This is a genomic window from Pseudomonas bubulae, from assembly GCF_900618535.1.
In the GTDB taxonomy this organism is placed as follows: Bacteria; Pseudomonadota; Gammaproteobacteria; order Pseudomonadales; family Pseudomonadaceae; genus Aquipseudomonas; species Aquipseudomonas bubulae.
Genome location: NZ_UYJA01000007.1, coordinates 183,529 through 206,136, shown reverse-complemented (window position 1 = coordinate 206,136; position 22,608 = coordinate 183,529). Strand labels below are relative to the sequence as shown.

The 22,608-nt window shown below is 59.2% G+C and carries 19 protein-coding genes and 1 pseudogene; 15 read left to right on the top strand and 5 right to left on the bottom strand.

Going from position 1 to position 22,608, the window contains the following annotated elements:
* Nucleotides 1–21: 21 nt before the first annotated feature.
* Together PPTH39_RS22645 and PPTH39_RS22640 are read left to right on the top strand one after the other, a co-directional pair.
* Nucleotides 22–1,578, top strand: a complete 1,557-nt coding sequence (locus tag PPTH39_RS22645) for a bifunctional aminoglycoside phosphotransferase/ATP-binding protein (RefSeq protein ID WP_095018776.1) — start codon at nucleotides 22–24, stop codon at nucleotides 1,576–1,578.
* 312 nt (nucleotides 1,579–1,890) lie between these two features.
* The gene (locus PPTH39_RS22640) at nucleotides 1,891–2,163 is read left to right on the top strand and encodes a TfoX/Sxy family protein (protein ID WP_095002576.1); all 273 of its coding nucleotides are present in this window, start codon (nucleotides 1,891–1,893) and stop codon (nucleotides 2,161–2,163) included.
* A 221-nt stretch (nucleotides 2,164–2,384) separates the two neighbouring features.
* On the opposite strand, the pseudogene PPTH39_RS22635 reads toward PPTH39_RS22640, so the two are convergent.
* The 3 genes and pseudogenes from PPTH39_RS22635 to PPTH39_RS22625 form a co-directional block, all read right to left on the bottom strand.
* A pseudogene (locus PPTH39_RS22635) lies at nucleotides 2,385–3,104 on the bottom strand (heme ABC transporter ATP-binding protein); the annotation flags it as partial.
* A gap of 47 nt (nucleotides 3,105–3,151) precedes the next feature.
* Nucleotides 3,152–4,135 (bottom strand): FecCD family ABC transporter permease, encoded by a 984-nt coding sequence (locus tag PPTH39_RS22630; RefSeq protein WP_169917069.1) that lies wholly within the window; start codon nucleotides 4,133–4,135, stop codon nucleotides 3,152–3,154.
* A 50-nt stretch (nucleotides 4,136–4,185) separates the two neighbouring features.
* Entirely contained in the window at nucleotides 4,186–5,061 is an 876-nt protein-coding gene (locus PPTH39_RS22625) for a heme/hemin ABC transporter substrate-binding protein (RefSeq protein WP_095002573.1), read from the bottom strand.
* Between the two features lie 166 nt (nucleotides 5,062–5,227).
* Here PPTH39_RS22625 and PPTH39_RS22620 point away from each other — a divergent pair, with 166 nt between their 5' ends.
* Nucleotides 5,228–5,566 carry a Rieske (2Fe-2S) protein gene (locus tag PPTH39_RS22620; RefSeq protein WP_095002572.1) on the top strand — a complete coding sequence of 113 codons (339 nt, stop codon included), beginning with the start codon at nucleotides 5,228–5,230 and terminating at the stop codon, nucleotides 5,564–5,566.
* Here the strand turns inward: PPTH39_RS22620 and sfsA are convergent.
* Together sfsA and PPTH39_RS22610 are read right to left on the bottom strand one after the other, a co-directional pair.
* Nucleotides 5,549–6,256, bottom strand: a complete 708-nt coding sequence (sfsA, locus tag PPTH39_RS22615) for a DNA/RNA nuclease SfsA (RefSeq protein WP_095002571.1) — start codon at nucleotides 6,254–6,256, stop codon at nucleotides 5,549–5,551. The two genes, PPTH39_RS22620 and sfsA, sit on opposite strands and share 18 nt — an antisense overlap.
* The gene (locus PPTH39_RS22610) at nucleotides 6,256–7,428 is read right to left on the bottom strand and encodes a pyridoxal phosphate-dependent aminotransferase (RefSeq protein WP_130872504.1); all 1,173 of its coding nucleotides are present in this window, start codon (nucleotides 7,426–7,428) and stop codon (nucleotides 6,256–6,258) included. The genes sfsA and PPTH39_RS22610 overlap by 1 nt, the downstream gene beginning before the upstream one ends.
* A 322-nt stretch (nucleotides 7,429–7,750) precedes the next feature.
* On the opposite strand from PPTH39_RS22610, the gene dksA reads away from it, so the two are divergent.
* The 12 genes from dksA to PPTH39_RS22550 all read left to right on the top strand — a co-directional run bounded on the left by dksA (nucleotide 7,751) and on the right by PPTH39_RS22550 (nucleotide 22,584).
* Entirely contained in the window at nucleotides 7,751–8,191 is a 441-nt protein-coding gene (dksA, locus tag PPTH39_RS22605) for an RNA polymerase-binding protein DksA (RefSeq protein WP_016783419.1), read from the top strand.
* Nucleotides 8,192–8,360: 169 nt separating this feature from the next.
* The gene (gene gluQRS, locus PPTH39_RS22600) at nucleotides 8,361–9,248 is read left to right on the top strand and encodes a tRNA glutamyl-Q(34) synthetase GluQRS (RefSeq protein ID WP_130872503.1); all 888 of its coding nucleotides are present in this window, start codon (nucleotides 8,361–8,363) and stop codon (nucleotides 9,246–9,248) included.
* A gap of 78 nt (nucleotides 9,249–9,326) precedes the next feature.
* Nucleotides 9,327–9,503, top strand: coding sequence for a hypothetical protein (locus tag PPTH39_RS22595; RefSeq protein WP_003176118.1), 177 nt, complete (start codon nucleotides 9,327–9,329; stop codon nucleotides 9,501–9,503).
* Nucleotides 9,487–12,441: a sensor histidine kinase gene (locus PPTH39_RS22590; protein WP_165446546.1), complete on the top strand. Its 2,955-nt coding sequence runs from the start codon at nucleotides 9,487–9,489 to the stop codon at nucleotides 12,439–12,441. The genes PPTH39_RS22595 and PPTH39_RS22590 overlap by 17 nt, the downstream gene beginning before the upstream one ends.
* Nucleotides 12,442–12,463: 22 nt before the next feature.
* Nucleotides 12,464–13,897 carry a sigma-54-dependent transcriptional regulator gene (locus PPTH39_RS22585; protein WP_095002567.1) on the top strand — a complete coding sequence of 478 codons (1,434 nt, stop codon included), beginning with the start codon at nucleotides 12,464–12,466 and terminating at the stop codon, nucleotides 13,895–13,897.
* Between the two features lie 735 nt (nucleotides 13,898–14,632).
* Entirely contained in the window at nucleotides 14,633–16,027 is a 1,395-nt protein-coding gene (locus PPTH39_RS22580) for a polynucleotide adenylyltransferase PcnB (RefSeq protein ID WP_095002566.1), read from the top strand.
* A gap of 3 nt (nucleotides 16,028–16,030) precedes the next feature.
* Nucleotides 16,031–16,513, top strand: coding sequence for a 2-amino-4-hydroxy-6-hydroxymethyldihydropteridine diphosphokinase (gene folK / locus PPTH39_RS22575; protein ID WP_095002565.1), 483 nt, complete (start codon nucleotides 16,031–16,033; stop codon nucleotides 16,511–16,513).
* Nucleotides 16,514–16,735: 222 nt separating this feature from the next.
* Nucleotides 16,736–17,536 carry a 3-methyl-2-oxobutanoate hydroxymethyltransferase gene (gene panB / locus PPTH39_RS22570; protein WP_095018772.1) on the top strand — a complete coding sequence of 267 codons (801 nt, stop codon included), beginning with the start codon at nucleotides 16,736–16,738 and terminating at the stop codon, nucleotides 17,534–17,536.
* Entirely contained in the window at nucleotides 17,533–18,393 is an 861-nt protein-coding gene (gene panC, locus PPTH39_RS22565) for a pantoate--beta-alanine ligase (protein WP_095002563.1), read from the top strand. The genes panB and panC overlap by 4 nt, the downstream gene beginning before the upstream one ends.
* Before the next feature lie 265 nt (nucleotides 18,394–18,658).
* Entirely contained in the window at nucleotides 18,659–20,323 is a 1,665-nt protein-coding gene (pgi, locus tag PPTH39_RS22560) for a glucose-6-phosphate isomerase (RefSeq protein WP_130872502.1), read from the top strand.
* Between the two features lie 52 nt (nucleotides 20,324–20,375).
* A complete protein-coding gene (locus tag PPTH39_RS22555) occupies nucleotides 20,376–21,245 on the top strand; it encodes an oxygenase MpaB family protein (RefSeq protein ID WP_130872501.1) in 870 nt (289 codons plus the stop codon).
* A gap of 157 nt (nucleotides 21,246–21,402) precedes the next feature.
* Nucleotides 21,403–22,584 carry an acetyl-CoA C-acetyltransferase gene (locus PPTH39_RS22550; RefSeq protein WP_130872500.1) on the top strand — a complete coding sequence of 394 codons (1,182 nt, stop codon included), beginning with the start codon at nucleotides 21,403–21,405 and terminating at the stop codon, nucleotides 22,582–22,584.
* The last annotated feature ends 24 nt before the right edge of the window (nucleotides 22,585–22,608 follow it).

The window sequence follows — 22,608 nt, the reverse complement described above, 5'->3', positions numbered from 1 at the left end:
CCCGACCTTGAAGGATCAACCGTGAGCCAGAACCTGATTGCCGCCCTGCAAAACCCGGACCTCTATCCCCATGAAGTCGAAGGATTTCAGGTTATCGAGACGCATATCTCCTGGGTCATCCTTACCGGGCCGTATGCCTATAAATTGAAGAAACCGGTCAACTTCGGCTTTCTTGACTTCACCGAACTCAGTGGCCGCGAACACTTCTGCAATGAAGAGTTGCGTCTCAACCAGCGCCTGACCGAAGGCCTGTACCTGGACGTACTGCCGATCACCGGCAGCGCCGACGTACCAGCATTCGGTGGTGAAGGCCCGGCCATTGAATACGCGTTGAAAATGCGCCAGTTTCCGCAAAGCCAGCTGCTGAGCACACTGCAAGCCAATGGCGAACTGAATGCCGGCCATGTCGACGAAATGGCCCAGCAGATCGCCCGCTTCCACATGCAGGCGCCCCATGTGCCTGCTGCGCACTACCAGGGCACGCCTGAGGCGGTAATGGACCCGGTTCGTCAGAACTTCGAACAAATTCGCCCGTTCCTTTCGGACAAAGCCGACCTGTTGCAACTGGAAGCACTCCAGGCCTGGGCAGAGGCCAGCTTCACCCGCCTCAAGCCGCTGTTCGAGCAGCGCAAGGCCCAAGGCTTCATTCGCGAATGCCACGGTGACATTCACCTGGGCAATGCCACGATGATTGACGGCAAGGTGGTGATTTTCGACTGCATCGAGTTCAACGAACCGTTCCGCTTCACCGACGTCTACGCCGATACCGCTTTCCTGGCGATGGACCTCGAAGACCGCGGTCTGAAATGCCTGGCCCGCCGTTTCGTCAGCCAGTACCTGGAACTGACTGGTGATTATCAGGGCCTGGAGCTGCTGAACTTCTACAAGGCCTACCGCGCACTGGTTCGCGCCAAAGTCAGCCTGTTCAGCATGCCTGCCGAAGCCAGCCCTGTGCAGCGCGCAGCCACTCTGCGTCAATACCGCAACTACGCGAACCTGGCAGAGAGCTACAGCACGATTCCTTCACGTTTTCTGACCATTACGCACGGTGTTTCGGCTGTAGGTAAAAGCTCGGTAGCCATGCGACTGGTTGAAGCTTTGGGGGCGATTCGCCTGCGCTCAGACGTCATCCGCAAGCAACTGTTCGGTCAGCAGACGGCAGAAAACGCAGTCGGCGATGGCATCTACAACGCCGATGCCAGCGCAGCTACCTACAATAAACTGCATGAACTGGCCGGCATCGTCCTGCGTGCAGGCTTCCCGGTGGTGATCGATGCCACTTACCTCAAGCGTGAGCAGCGCGATGCGGCCGCCAAAGTGGCCGAAGCGACAGGTGTTCCTTGCCTGATCCTTGACTGCACCGCCCCGGACGCCGTGATCGAAGGCTGGCTGGCCCATCGCAAGTCCGTGGGTACCGACCCGTCTGACGCCACCCTGGAAGTAGTCAAAGCTCAGCAAGCCAGCCGCGAAGCGCTGGGCGCTGATGAGATCCTGCGCAGCAAGCGTGTTGAAACCCACAACAGCAAAAGCCTCGACACTCTGATTGCCGACATTCGCCAGCGCTTGCCGGGCCTGTAAGGTCCATGTTCGCCGTGGAACCGCAACGGTTTCACGGCGTTTACCTGCGTAACATCGCCCGTTAACACAAATACGACATCAGCTCCGGCGCTGGCGTTTCACAGTCGCCAAGGTCGATTGAATGGCCATGGGCGCTCTACCCTCTTGGGTCCAGGGAACTGATTTGCGCCTTACTACAGCACATTCGCTCAATTCCAACTCCGCCTTGTTCCAAAACCGACTAACGGACTACGAATTTCCTACTGAGCGCTACACTCAATAGAGTCAACATACCCCGTAAACGCTGAGCTCACGCCGTCGCAAGGAGAGCTGATGAACGATGAACTCCAGCATTTGAAAAATCTTGGCAAGACTTCTTCACAATGGCTGCACGCTGTTGGCATTCACAGTGCCGCGGACTTGAAGCGCCTGGGCGCAGTGGATGCCTACCGGGCGGTGAAGGCACGAGGGTTCAGAGCCTCCAAAGTACTTTTATATGCTATCGAAGGTGCCCTGCTGGATGTTCACTGGAACGATATTCCTGCAGAACGCAAAGAGGCCCTCAATCAGCAAGTCGAGCATCTGGCCACACTGAAAAAGGCCTGATACGGCAGGCTGGCAACGAACACGATGAACGGTAAAAAACAGTTGTTGACTTGGTAATGAGAATTGTTATGATTACGCCATCTGGTCGCGAGACCAGTCGATCTTCTGAAAGGCCCTTGGTTCGGACTCTCAGAAAATCTCCTCATCAGGCTAATCACGGTTATTTGACCCGGCTCTTGCCGGGTCTTTTTTTGCCTGTGGAAAAGTGCTTGGGCGGCTGCTCATCGAGCAATTACCATCGGGCAACCCAGCTCCGGGTGCGGCTGCACTAAAACATCGAGCCCAAACACGGCCTTGAGTTCATCCGGCTGCAATACCGCTTGCGGGCAATCCAGAGCCCGTGGGCGCCCCTGTTCCAGCAAGAGCAAGCGGTCACAGTAACGCGCCGCCAGGTTAAGGTCATGCAGGATGATCAACACCGCGGCGCCGCGATCAGCAAATGCCCGAATGGCCTTGAGCGTGGTGTGCTGATGCAAGGGGTCGAGCATTGAAGTGGGTTCATCAAGCAACAGGGTCTGCCCGTTTTGCCCCGGCCATAATTGCGCCAGTACCCGTGCCAGATGCACACGCTGACGCTCGCCCCCCGATAAGGCCAGGTAGCTGCGCCCCGCAAGATGCTCAACATCGGCGGCCTGCAATGCCTCATGGATTATTTCGGCGTCGCGAGTGCGACCCGTCTGATGAGGCAGTCGGCCCATGCCCACCACTTCTTCAACGCGAAAGGCAAAATCCAGGGTCGAGGTTTGCGGCAGGACAGCGAGGCGTTGTGCCCGCTGCGCGCCCTTCCAGTGGCTCAAGGCCAGCTCATCCAGCCAGACCTGCCCGCCACTCGGCGCCAGCTCCCCGCACAAGGCCGCCAGCAGGGTACTTTTACCCGCGCCATTGGGGCCTAGCACACCCAGTACTTCCCCCGGGCGTACATCAAGGGTGACATCCGCCAGCACGATTTTCTGATCGCGACGGATCTGCAGGTTTTCCGTACGCAGCATCAGTGGCGTCCTCGCATCAGCAAATACAGGAAGAAAGGTGCACCGAGAAACGCAGTAACAATCCCGATGGGCAGTTCGGCTGGCGCCAGCGCCAGGCGAGCGATCAAGTCGGCAAACAGCAACAAGGTGGCCCCCGCCAGTACCGAAGCAGGCAACAGCACCCGGTGATCAGGCCCCGCCAGCAGTCGTACCAGATGCGGCACCACCAGCCCGATAAAGCCAATCATGCCTGCCGCTGCCACAGCGGCCCCCACCCCCAGGGCCGTGCAGAACACCAGTTCGCGCTTCAGGCCTTCAACGTCGATGCCCAGGTGATTGGCTTCGGATTCCCCCAACAGCAGTGCATTGAGCGCGTTCGCCCGCCGGGGGAGCCACAGTGCGACCCCCACCGTCACAATCAACAGTGGCCACAGCCGTGCATAGCTGGCGCCATTGAGACTGCCCAGGTTCCAGAATGTCAGGGTGCGCAAGGTCGCGTCATCGGCGAGATAGGTAAACAAACCCACAGCAGAACCAGCCAAGGCTGTCAGGGCAATGCCCGCAAGCAACATCACCGCCACATTGGTCTGACCGTTGCGCCGGCCCAACCGATACACCAGCGCCGTCACCCCCAAACCACCGATAAACGCACACAGCGACAGCAGGTACGGGCCCATCACTTCCGGCAACCCGCCAAAAGCAGCCCCGCCGACAATCGCGATCGCCGCCCCGAGGGCGGCACCGCTGGATACGCCGACCAACCCCGGATCGGCCAGCGGGTTGCGAAACAACCCCTGCATGGCTACACCTGAGAGCGCCAGCACGCCACCCACCGCCAGCCCCAACAAGGTTCGCGGCAAGCGGATCTGCCCCAGGATCAATTCGGCCTGCTCCAGGCCTTCACCCGCAATCGGCACCCCGATCAGGCGCAGTGCCGCGCGCAAGGTGTCAAACAACGGCAGGCTCACCGGCCCCAGTGCCAGCGACAGCCAGATCGACAACAGGCACAACGCGCTCAAACCTGTAAACAGGGCCCGGGGTTTAACCAACGTCCTCATTGGCTGACCGGAACCGCGGGATAGAACTCAGCCGTCAGTTGCTTCAGGCGTTCCGGCAGACGCGGCCCCAGGCCACCCACCAGCAGCGTCGGGTCCAGCTCATAGACACGGCCATTTTTAGCGGCGCGTATAGATGCCAGTACCGGGTTTTCTTTCATAAGCGCTTTGCGCGCCGCCTCACCGGTCAGGCTGCGATCGGCAAATACCAGCACTTCAGGGTTGAGCCCCGCCAGCGCTTCCACAGAAAACGGCTTGTAACCGCTGTGGGTCGCCAGGTTATGTCCCCCCGCTTGCGTCAGCAGCCAGTCCGCCGCCGTATCTTTGCCAGCAATCATCGGTTTACCACCGGCATGGCCCAACAGTAGCAATACCCCGGGTGCCTGATGACTGGCTTGTGCGGCCTTGACCTGCTGTTGATGCTCTTCCAGTTGCTGCTGGTAGTCCTTGAACACTTGCGCTGCCTGCGCCTCATCCCCCAGCAGGCGCCCCAAATGCTGCAAGGTGCCCTCAAGGCTGGCAAGGTCTGCCTGGGCCGAAAACATCTCCACCGGCACACCGGCACCGCGAATCTGCAACAACACCGCGGCCGGGCCCATTTCTTCAGTGCCGATCAGCACATCCGGCTTCAGGCTCAGGACACCTTCTGCCGAGAGTTGGCGCTGATAGCCGATACTGGGCAGCGATTTGAGTGATTCAGGATGCTGGCTGGTGGTATCGACCCCAACCAATTTAGACTCCGCACCCAATACGCTGACCCACTCCGAAAGCGCTCCTCCGGCGCTGACCCAACGTTGTGGCAACTCGCCAGCCAGGCTGACATGACTGATCATAAGGCCTGCACAGAACGTAATCAGGCGGGTACTCAGGCGCATACAGAGGCTTTCCTTGAATAAAGAGGGCTCACAATTTTCACGCTGTGAAAACAGCACATGCAGAGCAAGCCGCCATTTGATAATTGTTTGCATTTGCACGTCAACCTGTTAACCCGCTCAGAAACCCGTCATCGACTCAACCGTTTAGCTGTTATTAAGGATTGTCATGAAGTTTTTATGCTCATCGCATGCACTGAGCGAAGGTACCAGCCGTGGCTTTGAGCTGGATGAAGTGCGGCTGCTGATCACTCGCCGGGAGGGCCGGGTGTATGCCTACAAAAACCGCTGTCCCCATCGCGGGGTGGCACTGGAATGGCAACCCGACCAGTTTCTCGATCCCAGCGCCAGCCTGATCCAGTGTTCAACCCACGCAGCATTGTTCCTGATCGAAAGCGGGGAATGCGTGGCTGGGCCCTGCGCGGGACAATTTCTGACAGCCCTCGACTGCCGTGAAGACAGCCAAGGGATCTGGATTACACCGCAAGCCTCAGAGGATGACGTCTAGACGGCGATCAACCACTACAGCATCCGATGTCAGGCTGACCCCATAAGCCAGCACCTGCACCCCGGCCGCCACAGCCTCGCGCAGGGCAGCGGCATAACCCGGGTCGATTTCTTCAGCCGGACGCACCGCATCGATCCCCGTCAGGTTGACGCAATACAACTGCACTGCACGCACGCCCTCCTTCGCCAGGGTCGCCAGCTCGCGCAGATGCTTGGCGCCACGCTGGGTCACGGCATCCGGAAATGCCGCGACACGGGAACCGTCAAACCCCAGGGTGACACTCTTGACCTCGACATAGGCAAAGCCCTGCGGGTACTCAAGGCGAAAATCGATGCGACTTTTTTCCTGCCCGTAAGGGACCTCGCGCTTGAGCGCGGTAAAACCCTCCAGCTCGGTAATCACCCCGGCCAGCAGCGCCTCTTCGATCAAGTGATTGGCGCGCCCGGTGTTCACGCACGCCAGCCGTCCTTGCGGGGTTTGGCTGATTTCCCAGGTACCCGGCAACTTGCGTTTGGGGTCGTTGGAACGACTGAACCACACCTGACCACCCTCGACCATGCAATTGAGCATGGAACCGGTGTTCGGGCAGTGGATGGTCATCAATTCGCCGGCGCTGGTTTCGATATCCGCCAAAAAGCGCTTATAGCGCTTGATCAGGCGCCCTTCTTCCAGTTCAGGTGAAAAACGCATCAGCCCTTCCAGTTCTTGAGGCCACGGGCAATCCGCTCAACAGCTTCCTGCAGGCGTGGCAAATTTTGGGTATAGGCAAAGCGTACGTGATGCCCGGATTTGTAACGGCCGAAATCCAGGCCTGGGGTAAAGGCGATGTGCTGGGTTTCCAGAAAATGCTGACAAAACGCGAAGGCATCACCGCCAAACGCGCTGATGTCGGCATACAGGTAAAACGCACCTTCAGGCTCAACCGCAATGCCAAAGCCCAGCTCGCGCAAGGCCGGCAACAGAAAATCGCGACGACGGCCAAACTCGGCCCGACGCTCTTCCAGAATCGCCAGGGTCTGCGGTTCGAAGCAGGCCAATGCTGCGTACTGGGCCATGCTTGGCGCGCTGATATAGAGATTCTGTGCGAGTTTCTCCAGGTCGGCCACTGCCTCAGGCGGCGCCACCAGCCAGCCCAGGCGCCAGCCGGTCATGCCGAAATACTTGGAAAAACTATTAAGCACAAACGCGCTGTCATCAACTTCCAGCACGCTCGCCGCATCACAGCCATAGGTCAGGCCGTGATAGATCTCATCCACCACCAGATGCCCATTGCGGGCCTTGACCGCTGCAGACAGGGCTGCCAGTTCGTCACGACTCAACAGTGTGCCGGTCGGATTGGCCGGGGACGCCACCAGCGCGCCTACGCTGTCCTGGTTCCAGTGGCGTTCGACCAGTTCGGCTGTGAGTTGATAGCGCACATCGGGACCTACAGGCACCAGTTGGGCCGCCCCCTCTACCAAACGCAGGAAATGTCGGTTACATGGGTAGCCTGGGTCTGCTAGCAACCAGTGTTTACCCGGATCAACCAGCAGGCTGGAAGCCAGTAACAGGGCACCAGAACCACCGGGCGTTATAAGAATTCGCCCGGGGTCGATATTCAAGCCATAGCGCTGCCGGTAAAACCCGCTGATCGCTTCACGCAGTTCCGGCAGGCCACGGGCGGCGGTATAACGGGTTTTGCCGGCGGCCAGGGCAGCCTGGCCGGCAGCAATGATCGGCTCGGCCGTGGTGAAGTCCGGCTCGCCGATTTCCAGGTGAATCACATCGTGCCCGGCAGCCTGCAACTCATTGGCCCGCGCCAACAACGCCATCACGTGGAACGGTTCGATTGCGCGGCTGCGCGCACTGTATGACTGAGCCATGAGCCTGCCTTCCTGGGTAAGCAAAAAGCCGATTCTACCCAAGCAGTGCTATAAGAGAGAGCTAATTACGGTCTTAGCCCACTTGCCGATAGAACCAAACAACCCGGCCTTTAGTCATAGCTCGACTAAAATTATTAATTAGCCACTAATCTCAAGCACCACAGGCTCTGCACACATACCCTGAGAACGGGCTGGACATGCGGGAGTAGCGCAGCCCGATTTGATCTGGTAAGTTCGCCCGCTTGCAGCCGCAGGGCCGGCAGGTGTCGGTGATGTTGCAATCCTGCGCAATGGATTAGAAGAATGAGAGGCGGTCCATTTCATGCCCACACAAGCAAAGCAACAGAATACTCAACTTAGCGGCTTCGAACCCTACGTTGAAAAGAAGGGTGAAGAGTACATGGGCGAGCCCATGCGTAAACACTTCACCAAGATTCTGCAAAAGTGGAAACAGGACTTGATGCAGGAAGTCGACCGCACCGTTGATCATATGAAAGACGAAGCGGCAAACTTTCCTGACCCATCCGACCGCGCGAGCCAGGAAGAAGAATTCAGCCTGGAACTGCGCGCCCGCGATCGCGAGCGCAAGCTGATCAAGAAAATCGACAAGACGCTGCAACTGATTGAAGACGAAGAATATGGCTGGTGCGAATCCTGCGGCGTCGAAATCGGTATCCGTCGACTCGAGGCCCGCCCTACTGCCGACATGTGCGTAGACTGCAAGACCTTGGCTGAAATCAAGGAAAAACAAGTCGGCAAGTAATCGCCAACTTGACCAGATGGGGCGTGCGAACGCCCCATTTTTGTTTGTGAAATTTCAGTGCCCTGCGTGGGAGCGGGCTTGCTCGCGATAGCATCACCGCGCCAAAGGTTCAAAACCGGGTTGCCCCATCGCGAGCAAACCCGCTCCCACAAGAAATCGGCCCACGTCCATGACTGCACCCTCCTATATCGGGCGCTTCGCCCCAACGCCCAGTGGCCATCTGCATTTTGGCTCGTTGGTCGCCGCCCTTGCGTCATACCTCGATGCCCGCTCCGTAGGTGGCCGCTGGTTGCTGCGCATGGAAGATCTCGATCCGCCGCGGGAAATGCCCGGCGCCCAGGCCGCGATTCTCGATGCCCTTGAGCGCTACGGTTTTGAATGGGACGGCGAACTGGTCCGTCAAAGCGAGCGCCACGAAGCCTATGCGCACGTGCTAAACCGACTGTTCAGCATGGGCCTGGCCTACGCCTGCACCTGTTCACGCAAACAGCTGGAAGGTTACAACGGCATTTACCCCGGCTTTTGCCGCAATGCCGGGCACTCAATGGATAACGCAGCCATCCGCATTCGCGTCCCTGAGCTGGAATATGCCTTCACCGACCGGGTTCAGGGCGAGTTCCGCCAGCACCTGGGGCGCGATGTCGGTGATTTCGTGATTCGTCGCCGCGACGGACTCTATGCCTACCAATTGGCGGTGGTGCTCGATGATGCCGCCCAGGGTGTGACCGATATCGTGCGTGGCGCCGACCTGCTCGACTCCACCCCGCGCCAACTTTACCTGCAAGAGTTGCTGGGTTTGTCACAACCGCGCTATCTGCATGTGCCGCTGATCGTGCAGCCTGATGGCCACAAACTCGGCAAATCCTATCGCTCACCGCCCCTGACCCCGGATCAGGCCACCCCGCTGCTGCTGCGGGCCTTGCGTGCTCTGGGTCAGACAACAGAGCAACACCTGAACGACGCTACCCCGCGTGAGGTGCTGGATTGGGGCATTGCCCACTGGAACGCCGCCAATATCCCACGCACACTGACCCTCGCCGAGGCGCAATTACGCTGACAGCCCTTGCAGGTTGCCAGCCATCCGTTACCATCGCCGCACGTTTTTGGGCATGCGGCCTGTAAAAGTGAGGGCGGGATGTATATCTATCGATTGGTCCTGTTGCTGGTTGTCGGGATCTACCTGTTTTCTCCCGCCATCATGGATTGGTGGATCGATGCGACAGGCGCCTGGTACCGGCCCTATCTGCTCTGGCTGATTCTGATCGTTGTGACCTTTATTCTGCAGAGCCAAAAAGATGCCGATGAGCTTTAGCCTGACCCAGATGATCCTGATCAGCGCCGCCTACCTGCTGGTGCTGTTTGGCGTGGCCTGGATCAGTGAACGCGGCATGATCCCGCGCGCAATCATTCGTCACCCGCTGACCTACACCCTGTCTTTGGGCGTTTACGCCAGTGCCTGGGCGTTCTACGGCACAGTGGGGCTGGCTTACGAATATGGCTACGGCTTTTTGTCCAGCTACCTTGGGGTTTCCGGGGCTTTTCTGCTGGCGCCTGTGTTGCTTTACCCCATTCTAAAAATCACCCGCACCTACCAGCTCTCATCGCTGGCCGACCTGTTCGCCTTTCGCTTCCGCAGCACCTGGGCCGGAGCCCTGACCACGATTTTCATGCTGATAGGCGTGTTACCGCTATTGGCCCTGCAAATCCAGGCCGTGGCCGACTCCATCAGCATCCTCACCCGCGAGCCGGTGCAACACCGCGTAGCCCTGAGCTTCTGCGCACTGATCACCCTGTTTACGATCTTCTTCGGCTCTCGGCATATAGCCACCCGTGAGAAACACGAAGGCCTGGTATTCGCCATTGCCTTTGAGTCGGTGATCAAGCTGATCGCCATTGGCGGTGTGGGCCTTTACGCGCTTTATGGCGTGTTCGATGGCCCGCAACAGCTGGAAGTCTGGCTGCTGCAAAACCAGACCGCCCTCGCCGCACTGCACACACCGCTTCAAGAAGGGCCATGGCGCACCCTGCTGCTGGTATTTTTCGCCTCGGCCATTGTGATGCCGCACATGTATCACATGACCTTCACCGAGAACCTCAACCCGCGCGGGCTGGTCAGCGCCAGCTGGGGCCTGCCGCTGTTCCTGTTGCTGATGAGCCTGGCCGTGCCGCTGATCCTGTGGGCCGGCCTCAAGCTGGGCGCCACCACCAATCCGGAATACTTCACACTCGGTATCGGTATTGCCGCCAACAGCAAACCCCTGGCGCTGCTGGCTTATGTGGGCGGGCTTTCGGCCTCCAGCGGGCTGATTATCGTCACCACCCTGGCGCTTTCGGGCATGGCCCTCAACCACCTGGTGCTGCCGCTTTATCAACCGCCCGCCGAAGGTAATATCTACCGCTGGCTGAAGTGGACCCGCCGCGCCCTGATCGTTGCCATTATCATGGCCGGCTACGGCTTCTACCTGCTGCTGGGCGCCGAGCAGGATCTGGCCAACCTCGGCATCGTGGCCTTTGTCGCCACGTTGCAGTTTTTGCCGGGCGTGCTCTCGGTACTGTACTGGCCGACGGCCAACCGACGTGGCTTTATTGCCGGTCTGCTGGCCGGGATACTGGTGTGGATGGCGAGCATGCTGTTCCCGCTGATCGGCAACTTCCAGGGCTTCTATATCCCGTGGTTGAACATGATCTATGTGCTGGACGATACCAGCTGGCACATGGCAGCCATCGCCTCGCTGGCGGCCAACGTGCTGATGTTCACCCTGATTTCCCTGTTCACCAACGCCAGCCCTGAAGAAGCCAGTGCCGCCGAAGCCTGTGCTGTGGATAACGTACGCCGCCCGCAACGTCGCGAGCTGCACGCGGCCTCCCCGCAGGAGTTCGCTACTCAGCTGGCCAAACCTCTGGGCGCCAAAGCGGCGCAAAAAGAAGTCGAACAGGCGCTGCGTGACCTTTTCCTGCCTTTCGATGAACGTCGCCCCTATGCCTTGCGACGCCTGCGCGACAGGATCGAAGCCAACCTTTCCGGCCTGATGGGCCCCAGCGTCGCACAAGATATGGTCGAAACCTTTTTGCCCTACAAGTCCGGCGGCGAAAACTACGTTACCGAGGACATTCACTTTATCGAAAGCCGGCTTGAGGACTACCACTCACGCCTTACCGGGCTGGCAGCCGAGCTCGACGCCTTGCGCCGTTATCACCGCCAGACCCTGCAAGAGTTGCCGATGGGCGTGTGTTCACTGGCCAAGGATCAAGAGATCCTGATGTGGAACAAGGCTATGGAAGAGTTGACCGGCATCCCGGCCCAGCGCGTGGTGGGTTCGCGCCTGGGTACCCTGGGCGATCCATGGCGCGAGTTGCTGCAAGGTTTTATCGACCTGCCGGACGAACACTTGCACAAGCAGCACCTGGCCCTTGATGGCCAGACCCGCTGGCTCAACCTGCACAAAGCCGCCATTGACGAGCCGCTGGCACCGGGTAACAGCGGCCTGGTGCTGCTGGTCGAGGACCTGACGGAAACCCAGATGCTCGAAGACAAGCTGGTGCACTCCGAGCGCCTGGCCAGCATCGGGCGGCTGGCGGCAGGGGTGGCTCACGAAATCGGCAACCCGGTCACCGGCATTGCCTGCCTGGCGCAGAACCTGCGCGAGGAACGCGAAGACGATGGTGAACTGACCGAAATCAGCAGCCAGATACTTGAACAGACCAAACGCATCTCACGCATCGTCCAGTCTCTGATGAGCTTCGCCCATGCCGGCAGCCATCAACACAATGACGAGCCCGTCTGTCTGGCCGAAGTAGCCCAGGATGCCATTGGCCTGCTGGCCCTGAACCGACGCAATTTCGAAGTGCAATTCTACAACCTGTGCGACCCGGACCACTGGGTCGACGGCGACCCGCAGCGGCTCGCCCAGGTATTGATCAACCTGCTCTCCAACGCCCGCGACGCGACGCCTGCCGGCAGTGCCGTACGGGTCAAGAGCGAGGCCAGCGAGCACACCGTCGACCTTATTGTGGAAGATGAAGGCACTGGCATTCCGCAGAACATCATGGACCGGTTGTTCGAACCGTTTTTCACCACCAAGGACCCTGGCGAAGGTACAGGTCTGGGCCTTGCACTGGTCTATTCCATCGTTGAAGAGCATTATGGACAAATCACCATCGACAGCCCGGCTGACATTCACAGCCAACGCGGAACCCGTATCCGGGTGACACTACCGCGTCATGTCGAAGCGACGTCCGCTGTGAACTGAGACCGTCGAGAGAACCGAATCAATGCCGCATATTTTGATCGTCGAAGATGAAACCATCATCCGCTCCGCCCTACGCCGCTTACTGGAGCGCAATCAATACCAGGTCAGCGAGGCTGGCTCGGTGCAAGAGGCGCAGGAGCAGTTCAGCATCCCGTCGTTTGACTTGATTGTCAGCGACCTGCGCCTGCCCGGCGCTCCGGGGACCGAGCTGATCAAGCTTGGCCAGGGCAAGCCGGTGCTGATCATGACCAGCTATGCCAGCCTGCGCTCGGCCGTGGACTCGATGAAAATGGGCGCGGTGGACTACATCGCCAAACCTTTTGATCACGACGAAATGCTGCAAGCGGTGGCGCGCATTCTGCGTGACCGGCAAAACACCCAGAGCGCGCCGGCCGAACGCCCTGCCAAAGCAGGCACCGCTGACAAAAACACGGTGGATAACAGCAACGGTGAAATCGGCATCATCGGTTCGTGCCCGCCAATGCTGGACATGTACAGCAAGATTCGCAAAGTAGCGCCCACTGACTCCAATGTGCTGATCCAGGGTGAATCCGGCACAGGTAAAGAGCTGGTAGCCCGCGCCCTGCACAACCTGTCGCGCCGCGCCAAAGCACCGATGATCTCGGTCAACTGCGCGGCCATCCCGGAATCCCTGATCGAGTCCGAACTGTTCGGCCACGAAAAAGGCGCGTTTACCGGCGCCAGCGCTGGCCGTGCCGGTCTGGTTGAAGCGGCCGATGGCGGCACGCTGTTCCTCGATGAAATCGGCGAATTGCCGCTTGAGGCCCAAGCCCGACTGCTGCGCGTGCTGCAGGAAGGCGAGATTCGCCGGGTTGGCTCGGTACAGTCGCAGAAGGTCGATGTTCGCCTGATTGCCGCGACCCACCGCGACCTGAAAAGCCTGGCCAAGGTAGGCCAGTTCCGCGAAGACCTGTACTACCGCCTGCACGTTATCGCGCTCAAGCTGCCTGCGCTGCGTGAACGTGGCGCTGACGTCAACGAAATCGCCAACGCCTTCCTCGCCCGCCAAAGTGCTCGCGTGGGTCGCACCGACCTCAAATTCGCCCCCGATGCCGAACGGGCGATCAGCCATTACTCATGGCCGGGTAACGTGCGCGAGCTGGAAAACGCTGTGGAGCGCGCGGTGATCCTCTGTGAAAGCCCGGAAATCTCGGCTGAACTGCTGGGTATCGATATTGAACTGAGCGACCTGCAAGACGATGACTTCATCGGCCTGGCCCCGCAGCAGAGCATCAGTAACGGTAACACCAGCCTTGATCCCACCGAGGACCTGTCACTGGAAGACTACTTCCAGCACTTCGTCCTTGAGCATCAGGACCATATGACCGAGACCGAACTGGCTCGAAAACTGGGGGTCAGCCGCAAATGCTTGTGGGAGCGACGTCAGCGTCTGGGAATCCCGCGACGCAAAACCGGCGTGCCAAGCGAGGGCTAGGTAACAGCGCCAGAGGTAACCAACTGTTACCTCTGTTAAATCACGTAACAAAAGCCGGGTCTTACGGTAACGATGACCCGGCTTTTTTTTGCCCGGAAAAAGGCCAAAACCCTGAAAACCCCTTATTTTGCTGGGCCGCACAAAAGTTGGCACGCACCCTGCTATATGTATTCGTACAAGAACAATAAGAATCACAGCAGCACACAATAAAAATAAGACGTATCGGCTCACGCATAACAAGAACAACACGGCGGAGGCGCAGCTAACTGATTGTTTTGGAGAGGTGTTGTAAATGGGGCTTGCCCCGCGACCAGGCAGAGAACAACAAAAACTGCACTTAAAGCAGAGCCTGAACTGGTTGGATCATTGATCACATCAACGCAGCGACCAAAGCAATCCGTTTGCTCTTATCTCCCGATTGGGAGGGTTGCACAGGCAAGACCTTTGTAACCAGGGCGATTAACAAAAACAAAAAGCCCGCAATCAATAATAAAAATAGAGCACGCAACTAATTCTGGGGGAGCTTCGGCTCCCCTTGTGGTTTCTGCGATTTAACAAATCCCCTCGCAACCGTCTAAACCGCGCCTCTTACAGCTATTTATGCTTACGGCTTGCAGCTTCGCTCGCAAGAGCGGCTAAGCGTCCTACACCATCCCCTGACTAAATGCTAGAATCCCCGCCCATCATGCGGTCATTCTTCGTTTTGGCCGAACATTCCTTCAAACAGTGCATCCCATGCTGAAGAAGCTGTTCCAGTCATTCCGTTCTCCCAAGCGTCGTACGCAACAACTGCGCAGCACCCCTGAAGTGCTCAACAGCAGCCAACACTCGCTGCAACGTGCCCAGTTCAGCCGCTACGCGGTCAATATCGTCGAACGCCTGCAGAACGCCGGTTACCAGGCCTATCTGGTTGGCGGTTGCGTACGCGACATGCTGCTCAATATCACGCCAAAAGACTTTGACGTCGCCACCAGCGCCACGCCCGAGCAAGTGCGCGCCGAATTTCGCAATGCGCGAATCATCGGTCGTCGTTTCAAGTTGGTGCATATCCACTTTGGCCGCGAAATCATTGAAGTCGCGACATTCCGTGCCAATCACCCGCAAAACGACGAAGAGGAAGACAGCAACCAGTCCTCGCGTAACGAAAGCGGGCGCATCTTGCGCGACAACGTCTACGGCACCCTTGAAGAAGACGCCCAGCGTCGTGACTTCACGATCAACGCCCTGTACTACGACCCGGTCAGCGAGCGCATCCTCGATTACGCCAATGGCGTACACGATATCCGCAACCGCTTGCTACGCCTGATCGGCGACCCGCAACAGCGCTACCAGGAAGACCCGGTTCGCATGCTGCGCGCCGTGCGCTTTGCCGCCAAGCTCAACTTTGGTATCGAAAAGCACACCGCCGAACCAATCCGCGAACTGGCGCCGATGCTGCGGGAAATCCCTTCCGCGCGCCTGTTCGAAGAAGTGCTCAAGCTGTTCCTCTCCGGTAACGCTTCCGACACCTTCGAGATGCTGGTTGACCTCGAGTTGTTCGACCCTCTGTTCCCGGCCAGCGCCGAAGCACTGGAGCACAACCCGACCTACACCCACACCCTGATCAGCGAAGCCTTGCGCAACACTGATCTGCGCATCAAACAGGGCAAACCGGTGACCCCGGCCTTCCTGTTTGCCGCCCTGTTGTGGCCCGCGTTGCCTGCACGCGTATTGCGCCTGCAAGATCAAGGCATGCCGCCCATTCCTGCCATGCAGGAAGCCGCCCATGAACTGATCGCCGAGCAATGCCAGCGTATTGCTATTCCCAAGCGCTTCACCATGCCGATTCGCGAGATCTGGGACATGCAGGAGCGCCTGCCGCGTCGCAGCGGCAAACGCGCCGACATGTTGCTCGACAACCCGCGTTTCCGTGCCGGGTATGACTTCTTGCTCTTGCGTGAAAGCGCCGGCGAGCAGACCAATGGCCTGGGCGAATGGTGGACCGACTATCAGGACGCCAATGACAGCGGCCGCCGCGAGATGATCCGCGACCTGAGCAACGCCAAGGATGACGGTACCGGTCCTGCACCGCGCAAACGTCGCCGTACCAGCGGTGCCAAGCGTAAACGCAGCGCCGCAGCGGACGAGTAAGCGATGGAACGCGTCTACATTGGAATGGGCAGCAATCTGGCTGACCCGGCGGATCAATTGCGCAGTGCTGTCCAGGCCCTGGCGCAATTGCCGGACTCCCGACTCATCGGGGTTTCAGCATTTTATCAAAGCGATTCGCTGTTGCCTGGCCAGCCGCGCTACACCAATGCCGTAGCGGCCATCGACAGCTCGCTGGCGCCGCTGGACCTGCTCGATGCCCTGCAGGCCATCGAACTGGACCAGGGACGCGAGCGCCAAGAGCGTTGGGGCCCGCGCACTCTGGACCTGGACATCTTGCTATTCGGCGATCGCCTGATCGACGAGCCCCGCCTTAAAGTCCCGCACTACCACATGCACGCCCGGCCTTTTGTGCTGTATCCGCTGGCCGAACTGGCGCCTGCATCGCTGAAACTCTCCGATGGCCGCACGCTCGCGCAATTGCTCGATGACTGCCCATTTATCGGGCTTGAGCGAATCCCCTCTTAAGCTGAATCGAATCAATACCCGGGTAACACCATTGCGGTAACACCCGGAATTGACTTCCAGTGCCCTCGTCACGACTATAGGCATCCCGCAGCCATCCACAGGATGGTGCAATGTGAAAAGCAGGCTTTATAAGCGCCCTCTATAAAGGTGTGCCTGTTCATAACGATGAATCACACGCGTTACTCGCAGTGGTTACCACACTGCCTGACGAGGATCCTTTTCATGCCAGCTATTACCCTGACCACCCTGCAAGGCCTTAAGCAAAAAGGTGAAAAAATCACCATGCTGACGTGCTATGACGCCACCTTCGCCCACGCCTGCAATCAGGCCGGTGTTGAAGTGCTATTGGTAGGCGACTCCCTGGGCATGGTTCTACAAGGGCATGACAGTACATTGCCTGTGACGACCGCTGACATGGCCTACCACGTGGCCTGCGTCAAACGCGGTAACCAGGACGCTCTGATCCTGGCGGACATGGCCTTTATGGCCAACGCCACCCTGGAACAAAGCCTCAACAACAGCGCGGTGCTGATGAAGGCCGGCGCGCATATGGTCAAGGTCGAAGGCGCCGTGTGGCTGGCCGAGTCGATCCGGGCCATGACTGAACGCGGCATCCCCGTGTGCGCGCATATGGGCCTGACCCCGCAGACCGTGAACGTGCTGGGGGGTTACAAGGTACAAGGCCGCAACGAAAACCAGGCGCGCCAGATGCGTGCCGATGCCATTGCCCTGGAACAGGCAGGAGCGGCCATGCTGCTGCTCGAATGTGTACCCAGCGAACTGGCAAAAGAGATCACCCACGCGGTCAAGATCCCGGTCATCGGCATCGGCGCCGGCAGTGACACCGACGGCCAGGTCCTGGTGCTGCACGACATGCTGGGCCTTTCACTGACCGGCCGCGTGCCCAAGTTCGTGAAAAACTTCATGAGCGGCCAGCCCGATATCCAGTCCGCCCTGCGCGCCTACGTCACTGAAGTCAAAGCCGTCAGCTTTCCTGCTACCGAACACGGATTCTCTGCATGAACACAGTTAAAACCGTTCGCGAACTGCGCGCCGTCATCGCCCGCGCACGCCGTGAAGGCAAACAGATAGCACTGGTCCCGACCATGGGCAATCTGCACAGTGGCCATGGCGCACTGGTAACCACCGCCGCACAACAGGCCGATTTCGTGGTGGCGAGCATTTTCGTCAACCCGCTGCAGTTTGGCGCCAACGAAGATCTGGATACCTATCCACGCACCCTGGCTGCCGACCAGGAAAGGCTTCTGCAGGCAGGCTGTGACTTGCTGTTTGCCCCGACCGTTGAAGAAATGTACCCCAACGGCATGGACGGCCTGACCCGTGTTACTGCTGCCAAATTAAGCAATGAACTGTGCGGCAGCCGTCGCCCGGGGCATTTCGATGGTGTGACCACCGTGGTCAGCAAGCTGTTCAACATGGTTCAGCCCGACCTGGCGATCTTTGGGCAAAAAGACTACCAACAGTTGGCAGTCATTCGCGCAATGGTCAACGATCTGAACTTCCCGATCCAGATCATCAGCGAACCCACCGTGCGCGCCGAAGACGGCCTGGCCCTGTCCTCGCGCAATGGTTACCTGAGCGAAGAGCAGCGAGCCCTGGCGCCAGCGCTGTACCGTCACCTGAGTGAAATGGCGCGCGCCATCGAAGCCGGTGAGCGCGACTACCCGGCCCTGGTGCGCCAGCATCTGGCGCAAATCGAAGCCATTGGTTTTCGTCCGGACTACCTGGAAGTGCGCCACGCACAGACCTTGCTACCGGCGCAGGCGACTGATCGCGACCTGGTAATTCTGGTTGCGGCCTTCCTGGGTGCCACCCGTTTGATCGACAACGTACATCTTAATCTCGACAGCGCGCTCTGACAGAGTCGCCTGTGCGGAACCGCGGAATGACCCGCACTCCATAAAGAAAAACTGAAACGTTTCACCTGCTGTGACGTAACTGTGACAAAAGTTACTTCTCGGTGTCAGACAAAGCCAAGACAGAAGCAGGCGCGAAGGTTACTGTAATCGCCCTGCTTCCAGTTAACGTGCAGAATCAGACCGACCGAACGCCTGAACAAGAAAAACCAGGCGCAGGTGTTTTCAGTGTCCAAAGGCAGTTCAAGCAAAAAGGATATCCGCAGCGATGGCGTACTACCGCACCCCTCACGACGTTACCGCTCTGCCCGCTTGGCAAGCGTTGAAACTTCACCGTGCCAGCATGCAAAACTTCAGCATGCGTGACGCGTTTAACAGCAACCCGAAACGTTTTGAAGAATTCACCCTGAGCAGCTGCGGGCTGTTTCTGGACTACTCGAAAAACCTGATCACCAACGAGACCCGCGACCTTCTGGTCGACCTCGCCAATGAGGTCGACCTCAAAGGCGCGATCAAATCGCTGTTCGGCGGTGAAATCGTCAACGCCTCTGAAGGTCGCCCGGCCCTGCACACCGCGTTGCGCCGTCCGGTTGCCGACAAACTGTCGGTCAACGGCGTGAACATCATGCCCGAGGTGCATAAAGTCCTGAACCAGATGACCGAGCTGGTCGGCCGGATTCACGACGGTCTGTGGCGCGGTTACACCGAGAAGCCAATCACCGACATCGTCAATATCGGCATCGGCGGCTCGTTCCTCGGCCCTGAGCTGGTTTCTGAAGCGCTGCTGTCCTACGCGCAAAAAGGTGTGCGCTGCCATTACCTGGCGAACATCGACGGCAGTGAGTTCCATGAACTGACCGCAAAACTGCGCGCTGAAACCACGCTGTTTATTGTTTCGTCAAAGTCCTTCAATACCCTCGAAACCCTGAAAAACGCCCAGGCGGCACGGGCGTGGTACCTGGCTCAGGGCGGTTCTGAAGCTGAGCTGCATCGCCACTTTATCGCCGTATCGAGCAACAACGCGGCAGCCGTGGCATTCGGTATTCGAGAAGAAAACATCTTCCCGATGTGGGACTGGGTCGGCGGGCGTTACTCGCTGTGGTCGGCCATCGGTCTGCCAATTGCCCTGGCCATCGGCATGTCCAACTTCAAAGAGCTGCTGTCCGGTGCCTACAGCATGGACCAGCACTTCCAGACTGCTCCGTTCGAGCAGAACATGCCGGTACTGATGGCCGCACTGGGCGTGTGGTATGGCAACTTCTGGGGCGCGCAAAGCCACGCGATCCTGCCGTACGACCACTACCTGCGCAACATCACCAAGCACTTGCAACAGCTGGATATGGAATCCAACGGCAAGAGCGTGCGCCAGGACGGCACTCCGGTGTCAACCGATACTGGCCCGGTGATCTGGGGTGGAGTGGGCTGCAACGGTCAGCATGCGTACCACCAATTGCTGCACCAAGGCACCCAACTGATCCCGGCCGACTTTATCGTGCCGATTGTCAGCTTCAACCCGGTGTCCGACCACCATCAATGGCTGTATGCCAACTGCCTGTCGCAAAGCCAGGCGCTGATGCTGGGTAAAACCCGCGCAGAAGCCGAAGCTGAACTGCGCGACAAGGGCATGAGCGAAGAAGAAGTTAAAAAACTGGCGCCGCACAAGGTGATCCCGGGCAACCGCCCGAGCAATACCCTGGTGGTGGAACGCATCAGCCCGCGCCGTCTGGGTGCACTGGTGGCGCTGTACGAACACAAAGTGTTTGTGCAAAGCGTGATCTGGGGCATCAACGCCTTCGACCAATGGGGTGTTGAACTGGGCAAGGAGCTGGGCAAGGGCGTATACAACCGCCTGACCGGTATCCAGGAAGAGCCTGCCGACGATGCGTCGACCCAGGGCCTGATCAACTACTTCCGCGGCCGTCACCGCGGGTGATTGATAGCCAGCCAGTTTTCATCGACTGGCTGGCACCATCGAGAAAGGCATAATGGAATTTATCCGCCGCCCCATCGAGCGCCAGATCATGAGCCTGACCGGGCTTTCCCTCGGCAAGCTCGACCTCGAAAACCCCAAGGGCGACCCCGGCCTGTTCGGCCCGGACTCCATCAGTTGGCAGGTCCACGGTGACTTCACCAGCATGCTGATTGGCGGCATCAGCGCCTTGATGCTGCAAGCCTTGCACCCACTGGCCCTGGCCGGGGTGTGGGACCACTCCAGTTTCCGCGAAGACATGCTGGGTCGGCTACGCCGCACCGGGCAGTTCATTTCAGGTACCACCTTCGGCGCCACTGGCGATGCCAACTGGCTGATCGACAAAGTGCACACCATCCACCTGCAAGTCAGCGGCACCGGTCTCGATGGCCGCCCCTATGCGGCCAGCGACCCCGAGCTGCTGACCTGGGTGCATGTGGCCGAAGTCAGCAATTTTCTCGCCGCCCACCTGCGCTATCGCAACCCGCATTTATCCGCTGAAGATCAGGACCGCTACTACGACGAAATCGCCATGATCGCTGAACGCCTGGGCGCCACCCACGTACCGCGCTCACGTCAGCAAGTAGCCGATTACCTCGACAGCGTTCGCCCGCAATTGCTTTGCGATGAGCGCAGCCGTGAAGTCATTCGCCTGCTGCTCAACGCCCCTGCCCCCAGCCTGCTGGCCAAACCATTTGGTGCATTGATGATGCAGGCCGGGATCGATTTACTGCCCGACTGGGCCAGCGACCAGTTGGGGCTGCAACAACACTCGATGATTCGCAAAGGGGTACGGGCCGGGGTCAACAGCACCGCGCCAATCCTGCGCTGGGCCGTACGCAACGGTTCGGTACAACGGGCGCGACGGCGCATGGGGCTTGGCTGAAAACCGCTACGTTGGCATCGCGGGCAGGCCCGCACCCACTGGATCTGTGGTGCTCTTGTGGGAGCGGGCCTGCCCGCGATGAACTCAACACCGATTTATGCCACCATGCCCGCCTGAATCCGGACACAACACTCCAAGAATAAAGAGGACTCAAGCAATGCAAGACGTCGTAATCGTTGCGGCTACCCGCACCGCCGTTGGCAGCTTTCAAGGTTCGCTGGCCCATGTACCTGCCGTGGAACTGGGTGCCGCCGTCATTCGCCAATTACTCGCACAAACCGGCCTGGATGGCGCCCAGGTCGACGAAGTGATCATGGGTCAGGTACTGACCGCCGGTGCCGGGCAAAACCCTGCCCGCCAGGCGGCAATCAAGGCCGGCCTGCCGTTTGCGGTACCGGCATTGACCCTGAACAAGGTTTGCGGGTCGGGCCTCAAGGCCCTGCACCTGGGGGCCCAGGCCATTCGATGCGGCGATGCCGAGGTGATCATCGCCGGCGGCCAGGAAAACATGAGCCTGTCCAACTACATCATGCCCGGTGCCCGCACCGGTCTGCGCATGGGCCACAGTCAGATCGTCGACACCATGATCAGCGATGGCCTGTGGGATGCGTTCAACGACTACCACATGGGCATTACCGCCGAAAACCTTGTGGCTAAATACGACATCAGCCGTGAAGCGCAAGACGCCTTCGCCGCCGCCTCACAGCAAAAAGCCACTGCGGCGATTGAAGCCGGGCGCTTTGTCGATGAAATCACCCCCGTCCTGATCCCGCAGCGCAAAGGCGATCCGATCGCATTCACTACCGACGAGCAACCGCGCGCTGGCACCACCGCCGAATCGTTGGCAAAACTGCGTCCCGCATTCAAAAAAGACGGTTCCGTCACCGCAGGGAACGCCTCCTCACTCAATGACGGCGCAGCCGCGGTCATGCTCATGAGCGCCGCCAAGGCCAAGGCCCTGGGCTTGCCGGTGCTGGCCAAAATCGCAGCCTACGCCAATGCCGGCGTGGATCCGGCCATCATGGGCATCGGCCCGGTCAGTGCCACCCAGCGTTGCCTGAGCAAAGCCGGCTGGACTTTGCAGCAACTGGACCTGATCGAAGCCAACGAAGCCTTCGCCGCACAAGCGCTGGCCGTGGGCCAGGAACTGCAATGGGACGCGAGCAAGGTCAACGTCAATGGCGGCGCAATTGCCATTGGCCACCCTATTGGTGCGTCAGGTTGCCGGATCCTGGTGACCCTGCTTCACGAAATGCTCAAGCGCGAAGCCAAAAAAGGCCTGGCCACCTTGTGCATCGGCGGTGGTCAGGGCGTAGCGCTGGCGATCGAGCGGGAGTAATGCAAAACGTGTAGATACTCTGTT